The sequence below is a fragment of the Sinomicrobium pectinilyticum genome (assembly GCF_003725735.1).
GTDB lineage: Bacteria > Bacteroidota > Bacteroidia > Flavobacteriales > Flavobacteriaceae > Sinomicrobium > Sinomicrobium pectinilyticum.
In genome coordinates this window covers 13218-29476 of record NZ_RJTM01000027.1, presented here as the reverse complement: position 1 = coordinate 29476, position 16259 = coordinate 13218, and the positions used below count along the sequence as shown (strand labels likewise).

The following is a 16259-nucleotide window of genomic DNA, read 5'->3' as shown; positions in this document are numbered from 1 at the left end:
TTGCAGGTCTCAGCCCCGGCATTTTTGATGGTGTGAGAAAATTGTAGCAATTCAAATTGCAGAGAGAGACAGCCATAAGGAGATTACCTGCAGGAGCTAAAACAATACCCGTAGCCACAAGAATATTATTCACAGGTGCCAAAAGAAAACTCCCGGCCATAAGTATACTATTTGCGGGAGTAGGAAGCAGGCCCCTTGCGAAGCGGGCAAAATATATGATTTTCTGTTCCTGGCCTGAGGGTTTGTTTAATCCGCATTCAACCGGCTAAAAGATGTTCACTTTCTGCCGGTGCAGGGATTTTGTCGTTTGGTTATCAGGGAGCCACCGGTTTTCCGGCAAGGCTATTTGTTGTTTTTTAAGGTTGTGGCCTGTCCCTTCCAGTCGTCTCGTTTGATCCTTCCCGGGAAGAACTGTATAAGTTCGGTGACCTGGTTCATGTCTTCATCTGTAAACCTGCTTACCTGCTCAAAGGTAAAAATACCTATGCTGTTCAGTTTTTCTTCGATAAAGGGCCCTATGCCGCTTATTTTTTTGAGGTCGTCTTTTTCTGTTTCGTCTGCCCTGCCGATACGTTCAAAATTAAGCGGACTGTCCTGGAGGGTATAGAGTATCCCTCGCCTGTCCCTGGTTTTCCTGGCCTTGATGTTGGAATTGTTATTTCCGAAGGTGCTTTGGGCATGTTTGTTCAGGCTCTCCCGGAGCGATTGTTTCTCGGAAAGGCATTCGTCCAGCTGCTTTCCGTATTTTTTAGAACTGTGATTTTTAGCAAAAAAATACCCGATGAGGAAACACCCCAGGAGTATTATAAATAATACGATGTATTCTATTGCATTTACCGGTGCTAATTGGTCCATGATCTTTTATTCAGGTTATGGTTAATTCACTTTTATTTCTATCCTCCGGTTTTTCCGGCGGCCTTCCAGGGTGTTATTGCTCTCCAGGGGGGCGTGAGGTCCTTTTGAAAAAATCTTCAGCTTTTCCCCGGGGATACCTGTCTTTATCAGGTATTCCATAACATTTCTGGCCCGTTGCATACCTATCCACTCGTTGGCTTCGTCAGATCCTACATTGTCCGTATGCCCGGTAATGACTACTTCCTTTTCGGGGTATTTGTCCAGGTAATTTTTCAGTTCTTCGGCATAGGCCTGTAAGGTATTGTCCGGCTGGAATTTTTCCGATCCGAAGTGTGAATACAGTATTTTGTTGGCTATACCTTTTTCGACCAGGGCATTTCTGTCCTCCGTAAGATCCCGGGCTTTCAGCCGGATACCTCCGCGGTACTGGTTCCGGGGATCGAAATTAAAATCTTTACTAACGGCTTCTGTAGCTATCCGGTCCGGATTAATCCCGTATGCCGTAAAACGTTTTTTGAGTGTCTCCGCCCTGGCCAGCCCGAGGGCTTTTTTCTCCGTATTATTATACAGGCCCGTGATTAACACCTCTTTGTCCTGGTTTTTATTCAGGTAATCGAAGAGCAGTTTTTCTATACTTGCGGACTTACCGGCAACAATCACCGAATCGGTCCCGGAGATAATGGAATAATCGTCGAATTGTTCCGGAGCAAAGATGCCGCCGTACTTTTCGCGGGAAGGAAGCGTGTCTTTCGGTGATGTCACCACCGTTTCTTTTTCGGGAAGGTCTATGCACAAATTCTTCACATGGCATGTATATACCCATGTTCCCAGGGCAGACCACATTAAAAAGAAAATAAAGGCAATGAGAAAATTTTTCATATGTTTTATTTTGGTTGTCGTCTCAATTTGGATTCATGAACGAGTTTTATTTCATTTCCATCTATTTCATAAGCCCATACCGGAGGGGCAAAACCGGCGTAATCTGAAGTGTTTTTACCAAACTTTAGACAATTCTCTTTGAGCTTTTCACTATCGATAATCTGTATAGCAGGCTTGACATCTTCTGTTGTCAAAGAATCTTCTTTTTCAAAATAGATAAATACAGGTTCCTGTTTATGGTAAAAGGTTCCTATGAAATAAGAACAATTATAGACAGGGTCAAGTGTAATGCCTAATCCTACTTTGCCATTATGTTTATCAAAATAAAGACAAACATATGATTCGTCTTTAAGTTCATTATCTTTGATTAGCATAATAAATTCATCTAATTCTGCTTTGATTTTCTTGTTTAGGATAACTTCTTCATTATTTCCTTCCATACAGGAAAGAAGAGCCAGTAGGGAAATTAAAAGAACCAAGCAGCTTCTCATCCTAATCATTATTTAATGCCAAGTTCTGTAAGGTTCAGGGATTTCTGTCCCGCCTTAGTTTGGATTCATGAATGAGCTTTATTTCCCCTCCATCTATTTCATACGCCCATACCGGGGGATGAAAATTACCATAAAATGGGGCGTTTTCGCCAAGCCTAAGACAGTTTTCTTTGATTTTTTCACTGTCTAATATCTGTATAATAGGTTTAACATCTTCTGCTGTCAAAGAGTCTTGTTTTTCATAATAGATAAAAACGGGTTCCTGTTTGTAAAAAAATACTCCTTTGAAATAGGAACAATCATCGGGAGGAGTTAAGGTAATACCAAAACTTAGTTTAGTCTTTGGTTTATCAAAATACAGGCAAACATAGGATTCATCTATAAGTTCATGGTCTTTGGTTAGTGTGATAAATTCATCTAATTCTGCTTTTATTTTTTCATTGAGTATCACTACTTCTTTATTTTTTTCTGTACAGGAAAAAAGTAGTGATAAACAAGCCCAAAAGATCAAGATATTTCTCATTATATTTATTTTGCACCAAACCCTTTTCTGAGGTCTAGGGACTTGAGTTTTATCAAGGTTATATTATACTTTTTCACAAAACCATACCTGTCGTCCCTATATTCTGTCAGGGAATGCTCTCCATTGTGGTACATATAATGTTTTTGATAGCCGTAGTCCTGGATAAAACTTTCTCTTGACCTTCTATCGCCAGGACGGCCTTGTGTAGGACCATATCCGGAAGGATATTCATCCCAGAAATCGTGGTCATCATAGGGATGGCTGTGAATTTTATACAAGGGGGAAAAGCCATTTACTACATCAAAAAAATCAGTGTCCATCTGTACGCTTCCCAGGTTGTGATTGGTATAGATGTAAAATTTTTCTATACCCGAACTGTCCGAAAAGGCTTGTATTGCCTGTTCCGCATTGCCATTATCTGCTAGAAATTTATATAGTTCCAGGGCTGCATCTTCGTCTTCAACAATGAGAAGAGTCAGCGTTCTCTCTTTCTTATGGACTACAAATGTGCATTTGATCATGTTCTCCAGGATACCCTGATTGACCATTATGGACTTTCCGGTCTTATCGGAGATGAGTTTATGGACAACTTCCCCGTTCTCATCGTAGTATATTTTGTTGTCTGAATGGCGTATCCTGCCCATGGCATCCATGTGGTAAGTGTCCGGCGGATCGATCAGGTTTCGGGAGATCATCTCATTGTCGATAAATGAGGTATCGCCCAGTAGTGATCCCGCACTGTTATGGCCGGTATTGAGGGTACAACTTAATTCCCCGTTATGCCCCATACCGGATAAATTTTCGGCCCAGTCCAGGGCATCTTCTATCGAACGCACATTGATCTCCATAAAATGTTTGCATTCATTGAATAAAAACCGGGTCCGGCTGGCTCCGGTAATTTCTTAATTTTTGTTAAAAATATAAAATTCTTACAAAAGGAACAACATCCGTCCCGGCGATATATGGCGGGTTGCGATCTTTTTGTTACAATATCCGGGTAGAATGTTATAAAATTTTGAGATTATTTTTGTTGATCTGAATAATTTTTAATTTAAATTTGCATCACAACAAAAGAAGAAATGAATCCTATAGTTTTACATCATCATCATTTTTACACTTGCACTCAGGCGAGGTGATAATGGTATGCATGTAATTCTTTAACCCATATTAAGCCCGTTTGAGTGTATCAAACGGGCTTTTTTTATTTTCATAATCCCGAGTAAGAAAAAAATGTAAAAATATCCCGGACAGGGCAAACCAAGCAAAAAAATGAACAAACTAAAAATTGCCATTCAAAAGAGCGGGCGTCTAAATGAAGATTCCCTTAAGATCCTTAAAGATTGTGGTATTTCCATAAACAATGGTAACGATCAGTTAAAGGCGGAAGCTTCCGATTTTCCCCTTGAAGTCCTGTTTCTAAGGAACTCGGATATCCCCCAGTATCTCAAAGACGGGGTGGTTGATGTAGCTATTGTGGGGGATAACCTGCTGGTGGAAAAGGGAGAGGGAATAGAAGTTGTGGAAAAACTGGGCTTTTCAAAATGCCGTGTTTCCCTGGCCGTTCCCAAGACGTTCGAATACACGTCTATAAAAGATCTTGATGGTATGCAGATTGCTACTTCGTATCCGAACACGGTAAACGGGTTCCTGGCCTCCAAAGGTATCCGTGCCGATCTTCACCAGATATCCGGTTCCGTGGAAATTGCCCCCAATATTGGTCTTGCCGACGCTATTGTAGATATTGTTTCGAGTGGAAGTACCTTGTTTAAGAATAACCTGAAAGAAGTAGAGGTCATCTTAAAGAGCGAAGCCGTACTTGCCGTATCTCCTGCTGTTGCCAAAGAAAACAACGTTATTCTGGACAAACTGCGTTTCCGTATACAGTCGGTATTGAAGGCCAGGAATTCCCGGTATATACTGATGAACGTCCCCAATGACAAAATAGAGGCGGTGGGCAATATCCTTCCCGTGCTTAAGAGCCCGACGGTAATGCCGTTGGCAGAAGAGGGCTGGAGTAGTTTGCACTCGGTGATCGATAAGAATAAATTCTGGGATGTCATTGATGAGCTGAAAGCAGTCGGTGCGGAGGGTATTTTGATATGTCCCATAGAAAAAATGGTACTTTAATAAAAAACAGGTGAAATGTAAACAATGACAAAGAGTGAAATTCCGGCTACCGGATCATAGGGTATCACTTTCAGAAAAAACGGATTTGAAATTACAGCTAATCAAGCAATACTAAATAAAAGGCATATGAACAAGATATACGGTCCCGCCAGGGAAGAATGGCCGGAACTTTTAAAAAGGCCCACACAGACCATAGGTGATATAGAAGCTATGGTAAAAGAAATATTTACGGAGATCCGGGGTAAAGGAGATCGTGCGGTATCCAAATACACTTCTCTTTTTGACGGGGTTACCTTAAAACAGACAGCCGTTACAGATGTGGAGATAGAAGAAGCCGAAGGCCTGGTTCCGGCCGAATTGAAAGAAGCTATTCGTCTTGCGAAGGACAATATAGAGAAATTTCACCGTGCACAGAAGACCGGAAAGGTGTCGGTAACCACTACAGAAGGTATCGAATGCTGGCAGGAAAAAAGACCCATTCAGAAAATAGGGTTATATATCCCCGGAGGTACGGCACCACTCTTTTCCACTGTTCTTATGCTTGCCGTTCCGGCCGGTATTGCAGGTTGCGGGGAAATTATACTCTGTTCGCCACCGGACAAGCAGGGAAAGATAAACCCGGCCATCCTGTATACGGCAAAACTATGCGGAGTGACCAAAATACTTAAGGTGGGAGGAATTCAGGCCATTGCCGGAATGACCTTCGGCACGGAGAGTATTCCCCCGGTATACAAGATATTCGGTCCGGGGAACCAATATGTTACCGTAGCCAAGCAATTGGCCACACAGTACGGTGTAGCTATTGATATGCCTGCCGGTCCTTCGGAACTGCTCGTTGTGGCAGACGACAGTGCCAATGCTTCCTTTGTGGCTTCGGACCTGTTGTCGCAGGCGGAGCACGGAACGGACAGCCAGGTGATTCTCGTTTCCACTTCCAGGGATCTTATAGATGAAGTAGAAGGCGAAATTGCTTCGCAGATCGAAGAGCTGCCGAGAAAAACAATAGCAGAGGCTTCCATACAAAATTCCAGACTGATCTATGTAACGGATAAAAACGAAGCCCTGGACCTGATTAACGTATACGGGCCGGAACACCTGATTATCTGCTCGCAGGATGAGGCGTTTTATACGGACGGTATTATCAATGCCGGTTCCGTATTTATCGGGAACTACACCCCGGAAAGTGCAGGCGATTATGCTTCCGGAACTAACCATACGCTGCCAACCAATGGTTATGCGCGTAATTACAGCGGGGTAAACCTGGATAGTTTTACCAAGTCCGTAACTTTTCAGAAGATATCGGAAACAGGGATACAAAGCATAGGAAGGGCCATAGAAATTATGGCGGAGGCAGAAGGATTACAGGCACATAAAAATGCGGTTACCCTGCGTCTTAACAGCCTTAGAAATTCATAAAATGGAAATGATGACATTCCGGATAGACAAACTGATACGCCCCAATGTGGCGAAGCTGAAACCTTATTCCTCGGCAAGGGATGAGTTTGAGGATTTTGATGCGGATATGGTTTTTATCGACGCCAATGAAAACCCTAACGAAACGGATGTAAACCGTTACCCCGATCCGCAGCAACGCAAGATAAAAGAAGTTCTGGCGAAACAAAAGAATGTACGCACGGCAAACATTCTGCTGGGGAACGGCAGTGACGAGGTCCTGGACCTGTTGTACAGGGCTTTCTGCGAACCGGGAACAGACAATATTATCACCTTGCCACCCACATATGGTATGTATAAAGTGCTGGCAGATATAAATAATGTGGAGAACAGGGAAGTGCTGTTATCCGCTGACTTTCAACCGAAAGTTCCTGAAATACTGGAAAAGGCGGATGAGAATACCAGGATATTGTTCCTGTGTTCCCCGAATAACCCTACCGGAAATTCATTTTCCGGGGAGACGGTTGAAAAACTGCTGAAAGATTTCGGCGGACTTGTAGTGATAGACGAGGCCTATATCGATTTCTCCGATAAGGAAAGCTGGTTGTCCGCACTTGCCGTATATCCCAATCTGGTGATTACCCAAACATTGTCCAAGGCATATGGCATGGCCGGTATACGTTTGGGTATATGCTATGCCTCCGAAGAAATCATTGCCGTACTCAATAAAATAAAACCTCCGTATAACGTAAACGGACTCACACAGAAACGAGCGCTGAAACGATTGCTGGAACCTGAAAAAGTGAAGACAGAAGTTATTGAAATAAAGGAACAGAAAGCGCTTTTATTTAAAGAATTACTGGAAGTGTCTTATGTGTCGGAAGTATTTCGTTCCGATGCCAATTTTATCCTGGCAAGGGTGGATGATGCGGGTAAGAGGTACGGACAGTTGGTGGCAAGAGGTATTGTGACCAGAAACCGTACCACGCAGCCGCTTTGCCAGAACTGCCTGCGTTTTACCGTAGGCACCCCCGAAGAAAATAAAAGGCTGGTACAGGCTCTCGGAGAACTGTAACAAATACGGACCAGCCTTAAAAAACAACGGATATAAAACAAAAAAGTAATATGCAAAAAGTACTATTTATAGACAGGGACGGTACCCTGATACGTGAACCGGAAGACGAACAGATAGACGCTTTCGAAAAACTGGAATTCTACCCCGGCATGTTTACATGGCTTCCCAGGATTGCGAAGGAGCTGGGTTTCGAACTCGTTATGGTAACCAACCAGGACGGTTTGGGTACCGACGACTTTCCGGAAGACACGTTCTGGCCTGTACAGGATTTTATCCTGAAAAGCCTGGAAAATGAAGGTATCGTTTTTGACGCCGTTTATATAGACAGGACTTTTCCCCATGAAAATTCACCCAACCGGAAACCTAAAACAGGATTGCTTACCAAATATTTCTCCGACGATTACGACCTCGAAAATTCTTTTGTCATCGGGGACCGTCTTACGGATGTGGAACTGGCCAAGAACCTCGGAAGTAAAGGTATATTTATAAATAATGCCACCAACCTTGGCACCGGGGAAGTTACGCTGGGACAGGAAGAGATAAAATCCTGCATTGTACTGGAAACCTCCGACTGGAAAGATATTTACGAATTTCTGAAACTACAGAGCCGCAAGGCTTCCGTGGCCAGGAAAACCAACGAAACGGACATCGCCATTACCCTTAACCTGGACGGCACGGGGAAAAGCGACATATATACCGGGATCGCCTTTTTTGACCACATGCTCGACCAGTTGGCCCGTCACGGACAGATGGACCTGGAAATCAAAGTAAAGGGGGACTTGGAAGTAGATGAGCATCATACCATAGAAGATACGGCCATTGCCTTGGGCGAAGTATTCCGGAAAGCACTTGGAAATAAACTGGGGATAGAACGCTATGGTTTTTGCCTGCCTATGGACGACTGTCTTGCACAGGTAGCCATAGACTTCGGGGGAAGGAACTGGCTGGTATGGGAAACAGAGTTCAAACGCGAGATGATAGGGAAGATGCCTACCGAGATGTTTTACCATTTTTTTAAGTCCTTTACCGACGGAGCAGGGGCCAACCTGAATGTTAAAGCAGAAGGGACTAATGAACATCACAAGATCGAAGCTATCTTCAAAGCTTTTGCAAAAGCCATAAAAATGGCCGTAAAACGCGATGTGGAAAAAATGGTGCTTCCCACGACCAAAGGAATGATTTGAAGTAAGAAGATAGAAGTACGAAGTTGGAAGTTGGAATAATTTATTATAGTCAGGCTCAAATGTATTTCGTACTTGTAAGGAATGATTTGAAATTAGAAATATGAAGTTAAAAGTACGGAGTTGAGATCGTCCGTTATTACCGGGCTTAAACAGACTTCGTATTTCTAACTTCTAACCTCATATTTATGAAATTAGTTATTATAGATTACGGAGCAGGTAATATTCAGAGTATCCGGTTTGCCATAGAACGCCTGGGATATGAAGCAGTTCTCACGGATGATGCGGAAGCCATCCGCCATGCCGATAAAGTCATATTCCCTGGAGTGGGAGAAGCCGGGAGTGCTATGTGGAAACTACAGGCTACAGGAATAGACAGGATTATCCCGGAATTAAAACAACCCGTGCTGGGGATTTGCCTGGGCATGCAGCTGATGTGCGCCTCTTCCGAAGAAGGCAATACCAAAGGGCTGGGTATTTTTGATGTGGATATCATACGCTTTTCCGAAAGGGTAAAAGTGCCGCAGATAGGCTGGAACCAGATACACGGGTTAAAATCCCCCTTGTTCGAAGGTGTTAAAGAGGACGAATTTATGTATCTCGTTCACAGTTATTATGCTCCGCGTTGCAAAGAGGCCATAGCCCTGACAGACTACGAGGTGGAATACGCTTCGGCATTGCATAAAAACAATTTTTACGGCGTGCAGTTTCACCCCGAAAAAAGCAGCGCCGCAGGCGCCAGGATATTGGAAAATTTTTTAAAAATATAACCTTGCAGAGATATACGGCCGTGTATCTCTATCACGATTGTCGTATTTTTTAAATACGGGATTGGAATAATTAATTAAAACAAATATGAGAATCATCCCCGCAATAGACATTATAGAAGGCAAATGTGTACGCCTTTCGAAAGGCGATTACAACACCCGTAAAATATACAATGAAAACCCGCTGGAAGTAGCCAGAGCATTTGAAGCCCACGGTATAGAATACCTTCACCTGGTAGACCTGGACGGGGCAAAAAGCAGTCATATTGTCAATTACAAGGTACTGGAACAGATAGCTTCCCAAACCCGGTTAAAGATCGATTTCGGGGGCGGACTCAAATCGGACGAAGACCTCAGAGTTGCTTTCGAGAGCGGTGCGCGGCAGGTAACAGGGGGAAGTATTGCGGTGAAGGACCGGGAGACTTTCCTGGGATGGCTTAAACAGTACGGCCCCGGAAAAATTATCCTCGGCGCTGATGTCCTGCCGGGAGAAACCGGAGAAAAGATCGCCATAAGCGGCTGGCAGGAAAATTCAAGTATCGATTTAAATCCTTTTGTACAAGAGTATAGAAAAGAAGGTATTGAATATGTGATATGTACTGATATCAGCAAAGATGGCATGCTCAAAGGGCCGGCATTTGACCTTTATGCCAAAATGCTGGAAAATATTAAAGGAGTAAAGCTTATCGCTTCCGGCGGGATATCGGCTTTTGAAGAATTGCCCCGGTTGAAAGAACTCGGTTGTGAAGGGACCATTATCGGTAAGGCCATATACGAAGGAAACATCAGCTTAAAAGAACTGGAGCAGTATATTATTGCGCAATAATACCGGGACATCGGTTACCGGAAACAAAGAAGAACATCGGATTATGTTGACCAAACGAATTATACCCTGTCTGGATATTAAGAACGGCAGGACAGTAAAAGGAATTAATTTTCTGGACCTCCGGGATGCCGGGGACCCGGTGGAACTCGCGGAAATATATGCCAGGGAAGGTGCGGACGAACTGGTATTCCTGGACATTTCCGCTACCGAGGAAAAACGCAAAACCCTGGCCGAACTGGTAAGGCGTGTCGCCGAAAAGGTGGATATACCGTTTACGGTAGGTGGCGGTATTGCATCGGTAGAAGATGTGGGGGTTTTATTGCACAACGGGGCGGATAAGGTGTCTGTGAACTCCTCCGCAGTGAAGGACCCGGAACTTATAGACCGCCTGGCGGGAAGGTTCGGTAGCCAGTGCGTGGTGGTGGCCGTAGATGCCAAAAAAGTGAATGGTGAGTGGCTGGTACACCTGGTGGGCGGGAAAGTCCCGACGGAGATCCGACTTTATGATTGGATAAGAGAGGTCGAACAGCGCGGTGCCGGAGAAATTTTATTTACTTCCATGGACCATGACGGTACGAAAAATGGTTTTGCCAATGATACCCTGGCCGAAATATCCGGAATGGTAAATATACCTGTCATCGCTTCCGGAGGGGCGGGAAACATGCAGCATTTTGCCGATGCATTTACCGTAGGGAAAGCAGATGCCGCATTGGCTGCCAGTGTTTTTCACTTTAAGGAAATGGAGGTCGGTGACCTTAAACGGTTTCTGAAAAAACAGGAGATTGCGGTACGGCTTTGATCGGTAGATACTTTGGGGCATTTTGCTCTAGTTTTTAAAAAAGTTATTGAATTACTGAGTAATTAAGTTATTGAGTGTTACCTAAACAACCCAATACTCAAGTAACCTGACAATTAAACAACAACTCCCGGAAAATTAATTTAAACTACAGAAAACAACACAGGATGGAAATAGATTTTGACAAAGAAAACGGGCTGGTCCCTGCCATTATCCAGGATGCGGATACAAAAACTGTACTGATGCTCGGATATATGAACGAGGAGGCTTATAAAAAAACAGTGGAGACCAAAAAAGTAACCTTTTACAGCAGGAGCAAACAGCGCCTGTGGACTAAAGGGGAGGAGAGCGGAAATTTTCTGGACCTGGAGGACATTAAGGCAGATTGTGACAAGGATACATTACTTGTCCGGGCCCGGCCACACGGCCCGACCTGCCATACGGGAACGGATACGTGCTGGAAAGAGGAAAACAAACCGCATTTTGGTTTTCTTTCCATCCTGGAAGGGGTAATTGCGGACAGAAAAGAAAATGCCGGCTCCGGCAGTTATGTTTCTTCCCTGTTTGCCAAGGGGATAAATAAGGTGGCACAAAAGGTAGGAGAAGAGGCCGTAGAAGTTGTTATTGAGGCGAAAGATGACAACGAGGACCTGTTTCTTAATGAAAGTGCCGACCTGCTTTTTCATTACCTGATCCTTCTCCAGGCGAAAGGATACACTTTAGCCGATGTGGAGAAAATTCTTAGGGAACGGCATAAAAAATAGGTGTTTTTTATTACCTTTAAGGAAACCATAAACTCTGCTGTTATGAAAAATATAACCCGTACACTGGCTGTGATGTTATTTGTATCCGCAATTGCGGTATCATGCAATTCCACTAAAACCGATCCTTTAACCGCGTTGTCTTCCGGTAGATGGATGCTCGATTCTCTGGAAGGCGAAAAGGCGGATTCCACAAATTTTGGCAAGGGAATGCCTTACCTGGAATTCAACAAGGAAGAAATGCGCGTTTCCGGGTTTGCCGGATGTAACCGGCTTATGGGAGGGTTTACCGTAGCGAAAGAAAACGGGATAAGTCTCGATAAGCTGGCCTCTACCAAAATGGCCTGTATGGGGGTGGACAGGGAAAGCGAATTTCTGGCTGCGTTGGATAAAGCAGATCATTATAAAGTAAAAGGAGAATCGTTACAATTGCTTTCAGGCAAGACGGAACTCATGACTTTTACTGCCGCAAAAGGCGAAAAATAAAAATGCAATTTATCAACGAGACCGGTTCATGAAGAAAAAAACACGGCCGCGAAAGAAACGCAGAAAGGGGCTGGGGTCCGTTCCCGGTACACTGACATATACCGGGAGCAAAACCGGGCAGGAATTCTATATTGAGGTTATAGATTATTCCAAAGAGACATGTTCCCGAACGGTATACAATGATGTGAAAGAAGTATTCCGGTATGCAGAAGAGGAGAACACAACCTGGATAAATATAAACGGACTGCACAGCGTAGAGGCCATCGAAGAGCTGGGCAAATATTACAAGTGGCACCCTCTTGTCCTGGAGGATATCGTGGATACGTTCCAGAGGCCTAAGATAGACGAGTTCGAAGACTACCTGTTTGTGGTTTTCAAGATGATATATTATGAAGAGGAGCGCCTGGTCACCGAACACCTCAGCCTGCTGATGGGTAAAGGATATGTGGTTACTTTCCAGGAATCCAAAACAGATGTTTTTGACGATATAAGGAAAAGGATCGAGGAGAACAGGGGGCGCGTACGCGGTGAAAAGTCCGATTACCTGCTTTTTGTACTCCTCGATGCTGTAGTGGATCATTATTTCCTTGTCATAGAAACGCTCGGCGACAAAATAGAAGACCTGGAAGACGTCCTTTTCGAAGAGACTGACGTGGACATATCAAAGGACATCCTCAACCTGAAAAAAGAGATACTGCGCATTAAGCGTTCGGTATTTCCGGCGAGGGAGATCATCAACCGTATTGAAAAAACCGATTTCCGGCTTATTCAGGAGCATACGCGCAACTATTACCGCGACCTCTACGACCACACTATCCAGGTTGTGGAATACATAGAGGTGTATCGCGAAATGATCCTCAGCCTCATGGAGATGTATATGGGTACCATCAGTAACAAAATGAATAGCGTAATGAAGGTGTTGACGGTTATAGCCACCATATTCATTCCGCTTACTTTTATTGCTGGTGTATACGGGATGAATTTTGACAATATGCCCGAACTGCACGGCAAATACAGCTATTTTATCCTTATGGGGATAATGCTGCTGATATTTATCGGGATGCTGGTGTTTTTCAAAAAGAAGAAATGGCTGTAACTTTTTATACGGCCATACCTACTTCCAGCAATTGCACACAGTCTTTAATGGTTTCTATGACCATGTTCATCATACGTTTGTTCAGGGCGGAAGAATTTTCGATGTATGTGAGGTACTCTTCTACCGTAAATTGCCCGATGATCATGCCTTTGAGCGAATTCCGGAACTTGATGTCCTTGTGGATGGCATTTTCAATGTATACCAGCCGTTTTTCCAGGCTCAGGGTGTAAAACACTCTCTTGTGCTTGTTGGCGTAGTTGCGGAAAGCCTCTACCAACAGTTCCTTCTGTAACTTAATCACCGGCCGGATAGTAGTGTTCTGGAAACGTTCCTCACTACTTGTTTCTTCATAAACCAATACATCGGGGATTTCCGGACGGATACGGAGCAAGTCCTTTGTTCTGTTGTCCATAATAGAAGTTTTCTTAAAGATAATTCATAAAACAGGGAGAGACAGCCGGTACCTCCCATAGTTGTTAACTATTTTATAAACAACATACGGTTTCCGGGTGAAAATTAAGATATTGTCCTTTTAATTTAACAGATAAGAGAATCGTTTTATAGGAATGTTTACCTATTTTTGAGTTTGAATACGAGAGCTTTACCGCGGGATGTATGCAAAAATTGGTCCGGGTAATTTATTTTCGTAGTGTTAGGCATAAAATTTGTTATTACCGGGGTATGAGACATAGTATACTATTATTTATCATTATGGGGTTTTCCACCTTCTTGTATGCCCAGGGAGAGTTACCCCGTAAGTCCATATCAATAAAGGCAGAGAATAACGTGTTGCCGGAAAGCAAGACGCCGGACAATAATTCCTCCCTGTTAAAAGCACAGGATTTTATGCCATCTCCGCTGAGCGATCGCTATAATTCCAATACTTCGTCTTTTGATCTTTCTACCTCCGAAAATGAGAACTTTATGCAGAAAGAGCAGTTTCTCAATAACGGTACTAAATACGAGAAACGCCTGAACCGCAGTTCGGCAAAGGGGGAGGACCGTGGCGGTAATTACAAGACCACAGGGTACCTGGGAGATTTCAAGACCAATTCCGCTTTTGTAAGGCTTGCCTGCCGGGATCATGAATACGTGGATGGCGACCGGGTGCGGATATACCTCAATGACAGTATTGTAGTCTACGATATCATTCTGGAAGCAGGTTTCAAAGGTATCGATATCCCGTTGCAGAAGGGATTCAATAAGATAGACTTCCAGGCACTGAACCAGGGGACTTCCGGCCCCAATACGGCCGAACTACGGGTTTATAACGATAAGGGAGAGTTGATGTCCGCCAACGAATGGCTCCTGAATACCGGAGGTAAGGCAACGATGATCGTGGTTAAGGACGATGAAGAAGAGTAGCGTATTTTAAACCTCCTTCTGATAGGCCATTACATCCAGTATTTTACCGAATTTTTCTCCTACATTACGAAAACAGGCACACTGCCTGTAGCCACATTTTGTAAAGAGCGCAATACTGCCATGGTTATCCCCGGTAATAATTCCCAACAGGTTCTTAAGTCCGTTATTAACAGCTCTTTTCTCCAGGTAATCGAGGGCTGTTTTACCAATGCCCTTTTTGCCCATTTCCGGTTTCAGGTAAATGGTAACTTCTGCGGTACGGTTGTATGCCTGTCGTTTTTTATAAGGGGTAAGGAAACAATATCCGGCAATTTCATTGCCCGACCGGATAAGACAGGAAGAATAACGGGGATGCCCGAGGTAGATAAACTCCCGGAGTTCTTCAATCTCTACGGGCTCGGTATGAAAGGTTGCCGTAGAATTGGCAATGTACCAGTCGTATATTTTCTTGACCTCGGGAAGGTGCTCTTCCCGTAATTCTTCAAATGCAATGCTCATGGGAATAAACTTTTTTCTATGCGCAGGGTTAAATATACATATATAGCATGAGAATATATTTTTACCCTTGCATATCCGTGTTATAAGTAAGCAAGACGACCCCAGAGGAAGAACTCCTGGTTGCTTTCAACTGCAGGTTTGTCCGCATTTTGATATTCCTGAAAAGCGGTTTTCCTTCACCGAGGATTACCGGGTGGACGGCTAGCCTGTACTCATTGATCAGTCCCAGGTTTACCAGAGAGGCAATGAGTTCCCCACCTCCATATACCCAAATATCTCCGGGAGTCTCCCGTTTAATTTTTTGTACTTTTTCCCTGATATCCGAATGGATAAAAATGGCATTCGAATTATCTCCTTTTATGGAGGAAGAGAATACGACTTTGGTTTTGCTGTGCAATAGTTTATAGGCTTCTTTCAGTTTAGTGCCGGCATGTTCTCCCGGCTCGTAATTACCCCATGCTTCATAGCTTTTTCTGCCATAGAAAATAGTGTCCACACCTTCCAGGATATCGAAAAGAATGTCCCCGAAATCAGTATTTTCGTCTTTGACCAGCCAATCGATTTCGCCTTTGGGTCCTTCGATATAACCATCCAGTGTTACGGCAAGGTTCAATATTAATCTGCCCATGTCATAGTTTTTACCGGTTAATGTCCGGGATGTTAACAGGAGCCTTCCAGCGGACTTTTATCCCGTTTATATTGTTCTTTGCGGAAGATACTTCCCGCAATACTTCAAAACCGTTTTTATCGTAAAAGGGGATGGGAGACCTGTATTTTTCACCATTTTCCTTTAATTCCTCACTATTGTCTACCACCCAGCCGTTGAGTTCCGTATTCCGCTCTTTGGCCAGACCGAGTAAACGGGACCCGAGCCCTTTGCCCTGTTCATCCGGGTCCAGTAACATGGCGAAACAACGTTCGCCTTCCCGGACAAAATAAATCAACCAGCCTTTGACCCGGCCTTTTTCGTCGAGGAGCAATAAATGGTGCCTGTCCTCAAGGCCAGCAAGGTATTTTTCAAAGCTTTGTACATCGGGTAAGGCCAGATCTTTGGGGTATTCCTTGTTCCAGAGCATCAGGATATCCGATTTTTGTTTACCGGTGAGGGAATCATTTTCAATAAATTTCATAATATCTGCGT

General features: G+C 43.9%; 20 protein-coding genes. 11 read left to right on the top strand and 9 right to left on the bottom strand.

Annotated features, from left to right (window positions below; genetic code table 11):
- Positions 1-342: 342 nt before the first annotated feature.
- From ED312_RS04850 to ED312_RS04830, 5 genes are read right to left on the bottom strand one after another with little or no spacing between them, the layout of a single operon-like run.
- On the bottom strand, positions 343-855 hold the full coding sequence (locus ED312_RS04850) for a hypothetical protein (protein ID WP_123214886.1): 513 nt from the start codon (positions 853-855) through the stop codon (positions 343-345).
- A 21-nt stretch (positions 856-876) separates the two neighbouring features.
- Complete coding sequence (locus tag ED312_RS04845) at positions 877-1734, bottom strand: OmpA family protein (RefSeq protein ID WP_123214885.1); 858 nt, start codon at positions 1732-1734, stop codon at positions 877-879.
- 5 nt (positions 1735-1739) lie between these two features.
- Complete coding sequence (locus ED312_RS04840; RefSeq protein ID WP_123214884.1) at positions 1740-2225, bottom strand: hypothetical protein; 486 nt, start codon at positions 2223-2225, stop codon at positions 1740-1742.
- A gap of 34 nt (positions 2226-2259) precedes the next feature.
- Positions 2260-2748, bottom strand: a complete 489-nt coding sequence (locus ED312_RS04835; RefSeq protein WP_123214883.1) for a hypothetical protein — start codon at positions 2746-2748, stop codon at positions 2260-2262.
- Between the two features lie 5 nt (positions 2749-2753).
- The gene (locus ED312_RS04830; protein WP_123214882.1) at positions 2754-3596 is read right to left on the bottom strand and encodes a JAB-like toxin 1 domain-containing protein; all 843 of its coding nucleotides are present in this window, start codon (positions 3594-3596) and stop codon (positions 2754-2756) included.
- Positions 3597-4017: 421 nt separating this feature from the next.
- Between ED312_RS04830 and hisG the strand changes: the two genes are divergently transcribed.
- The 10 genes from hisG (at position 4018) to corA (ending at position 13255) form a co-directional block, all read left to right on the top strand.
- The gene (hisG, locus tag ED312_RS04825) at positions 4018-4875 is read left to right on the top strand and encodes an ATP phosphoribosyltransferase (protein WP_123214881.1); all 858 of its coding nucleotides are present in this window, start codon (positions 4018-4020) and stop codon (positions 4873-4875) included.
- Positions 4876-5001: 126 nt separating this feature from the next.
- The gene (gene hisD, locus ED312_RS04820; RefSeq protein WP_123214880.1) at positions 5002-6291 is read left to right on the top strand and encodes a histidinol dehydrogenase; all 1290 of its coding nucleotides are present in this window, start codon (positions 5002-5004) and stop codon (positions 6289-6291) included.
- Between the two features lie 7 nt (positions 6292-6298).
- A complete protein-coding gene (hisC, locus tag ED312_RS04815) occupies positions 6299-7342 on the top strand; it encodes a histidinol-phosphate transaminase (protein WP_123214901.1) in 1044 nt (347 codons plus the stop codon).
- Positions 7343-7392: 50 nt separating this feature from the next.
- On the top strand, positions 7393-8526 hold the full coding sequence (hisB, locus tag ED312_RS04810; protein ID WP_123214879.1) for a bifunctional histidinol-phosphatase/imidazoleglycerol-phosphate dehydratase HisB: 1134 nt from the start codon (positions 7393-7395) through the stop codon (positions 8524-8526).
- Between the two features lie 185 nt (positions 8527-8711).
- Entirely contained in the window at positions 8712-9293 is a 582-nt protein-coding gene (hisH, locus tag ED312_RS04805; protein ID WP_123214878.1) for an imidazole glycerol phosphate synthase subunit HisH, read from the top strand.
- Between the two features lie 85 nt (positions 9294-9378).
- On the top strand, positions 9379-10116 hold the full coding sequence (gene hisA, locus ED312_RS04800) for a 1-(5-phosphoribosyl)-5-[(5-phosphoribosylamino)methylideneamino]imidazole-4-carboxamide isomerase (RefSeq protein ID WP_123214877.1): 738 nt from the start codon (positions 9379-9381) through the stop codon (positions 10114-10116).
- 43 nt (positions 10117-10159) lie between these two features.
- A complete protein-coding gene (hisF, locus tag ED312_RS04795) occupies positions 10160-10915 on the top strand; it encodes an imidazole glycerol phosphate synthase subunit HisF (protein ID WP_123214900.1) in 756 nt (251 codons plus the stop codon).
- 134 nt (positions 10916-11049) lie between these two features.
- Entirely contained in the window at positions 11050-11676 is a 627-nt protein-coding gene (gene hisIE, locus ED312_RS04790; RefSeq protein WP_262707128.1) for a bifunctional phosphoribosyl-AMP cyclohydrolase/phosphoribosyl-ATP diphosphatase HisIE, read from the top strand.
- Between the two features lie 42 nt (positions 11677-11718).
- Positions 11719-12159, top strand: a complete 441-nt coding sequence (locus ED312_RS04785) for an META domain-containing protein (RefSeq protein ID WP_148044218.1) — start codon at positions 11719-11721, stop codon at positions 12157-12159.
- Between the two features lie 28 nt (positions 12160-12187).
- Positions 12188-13255 carry a magnesium/cobalt transporter CorA gene (corA, locus tag ED312_RS04780; protein WP_123214874.1) on the top strand — a complete coding sequence of 356 codons (1068 nt, stop codon included), beginning with the start codon at positions 12188-12190 and terminating at the stop codon, positions 13253-13255.
- Between the two features lie 4 nt (positions 13256-13259).
- On the opposite strand, the gene ED312_RS04775 is transcribed toward corA, so the two are convergent.
- Positions 13260-13667, bottom strand: coding sequence for a glyoxalase (locus tag ED312_RS04775; protein WP_123214873.1), 408 nt, complete (start codon positions 13665-13667; stop codon positions 13260-13262).
- A gap of 269 nt (positions 13668-13936) precedes the next feature.
- Here ED312_RS04775 and ED312_RS04770 point away from each other — a divergent pair, with 269 nt between their 5' ends.
- Positions 13937-14620, top strand: a complete 684-nt coding sequence (locus ED312_RS04770) for a hypothetical protein (RefSeq protein ID WP_123214872.1) — start codon at positions 13937-13939, stop codon at positions 14618-14620.
- A 6-nt stretch (positions 14621-14626) separates the two neighbouring features.
- Here ED312_RS04770 and ED312_RS04765 read toward each other — a convergent pair whose 3' ends face one another.
- The 3 genes from ED312_RS04765 to ED312_RS04755 all read right to left on the bottom strand — a co-directional run bounded on the left by ED312_RS04765 (position 14627) and on the right by ED312_RS04755 (position 16248).
- On the bottom strand, positions 14627-15118 hold the full coding sequence (locus ED312_RS04765) for a GNAT family N-acetyltransferase (protein ID WP_123214871.1): 492 nt from the start codon (positions 15116-15118) through the stop codon (positions 14627-14629).
- 61 nt (positions 15119-15179) lie between these two features.
- Complete coding sequence (locus ED312_RS04760; RefSeq protein WP_123214870.1) at positions 15180-15746, bottom strand: dihydrofolate reductase family protein; 567 nt, start codon at positions 15744-15746, stop codon at positions 15180-15182.
- A gap of 10 nt (positions 15747-15756) precedes the next feature.
- Positions 15757-16248 (bottom strand): GNAT family N-acetyltransferase, encoded by a 492-nt coding sequence (locus ED312_RS04755; protein WP_123214869.1) that lies wholly within the window; start codon positions 16246-16248, stop codon positions 15757-15759.
- Between the last annotated feature and the right edge of the window lie 11 nt (positions 16249-16259).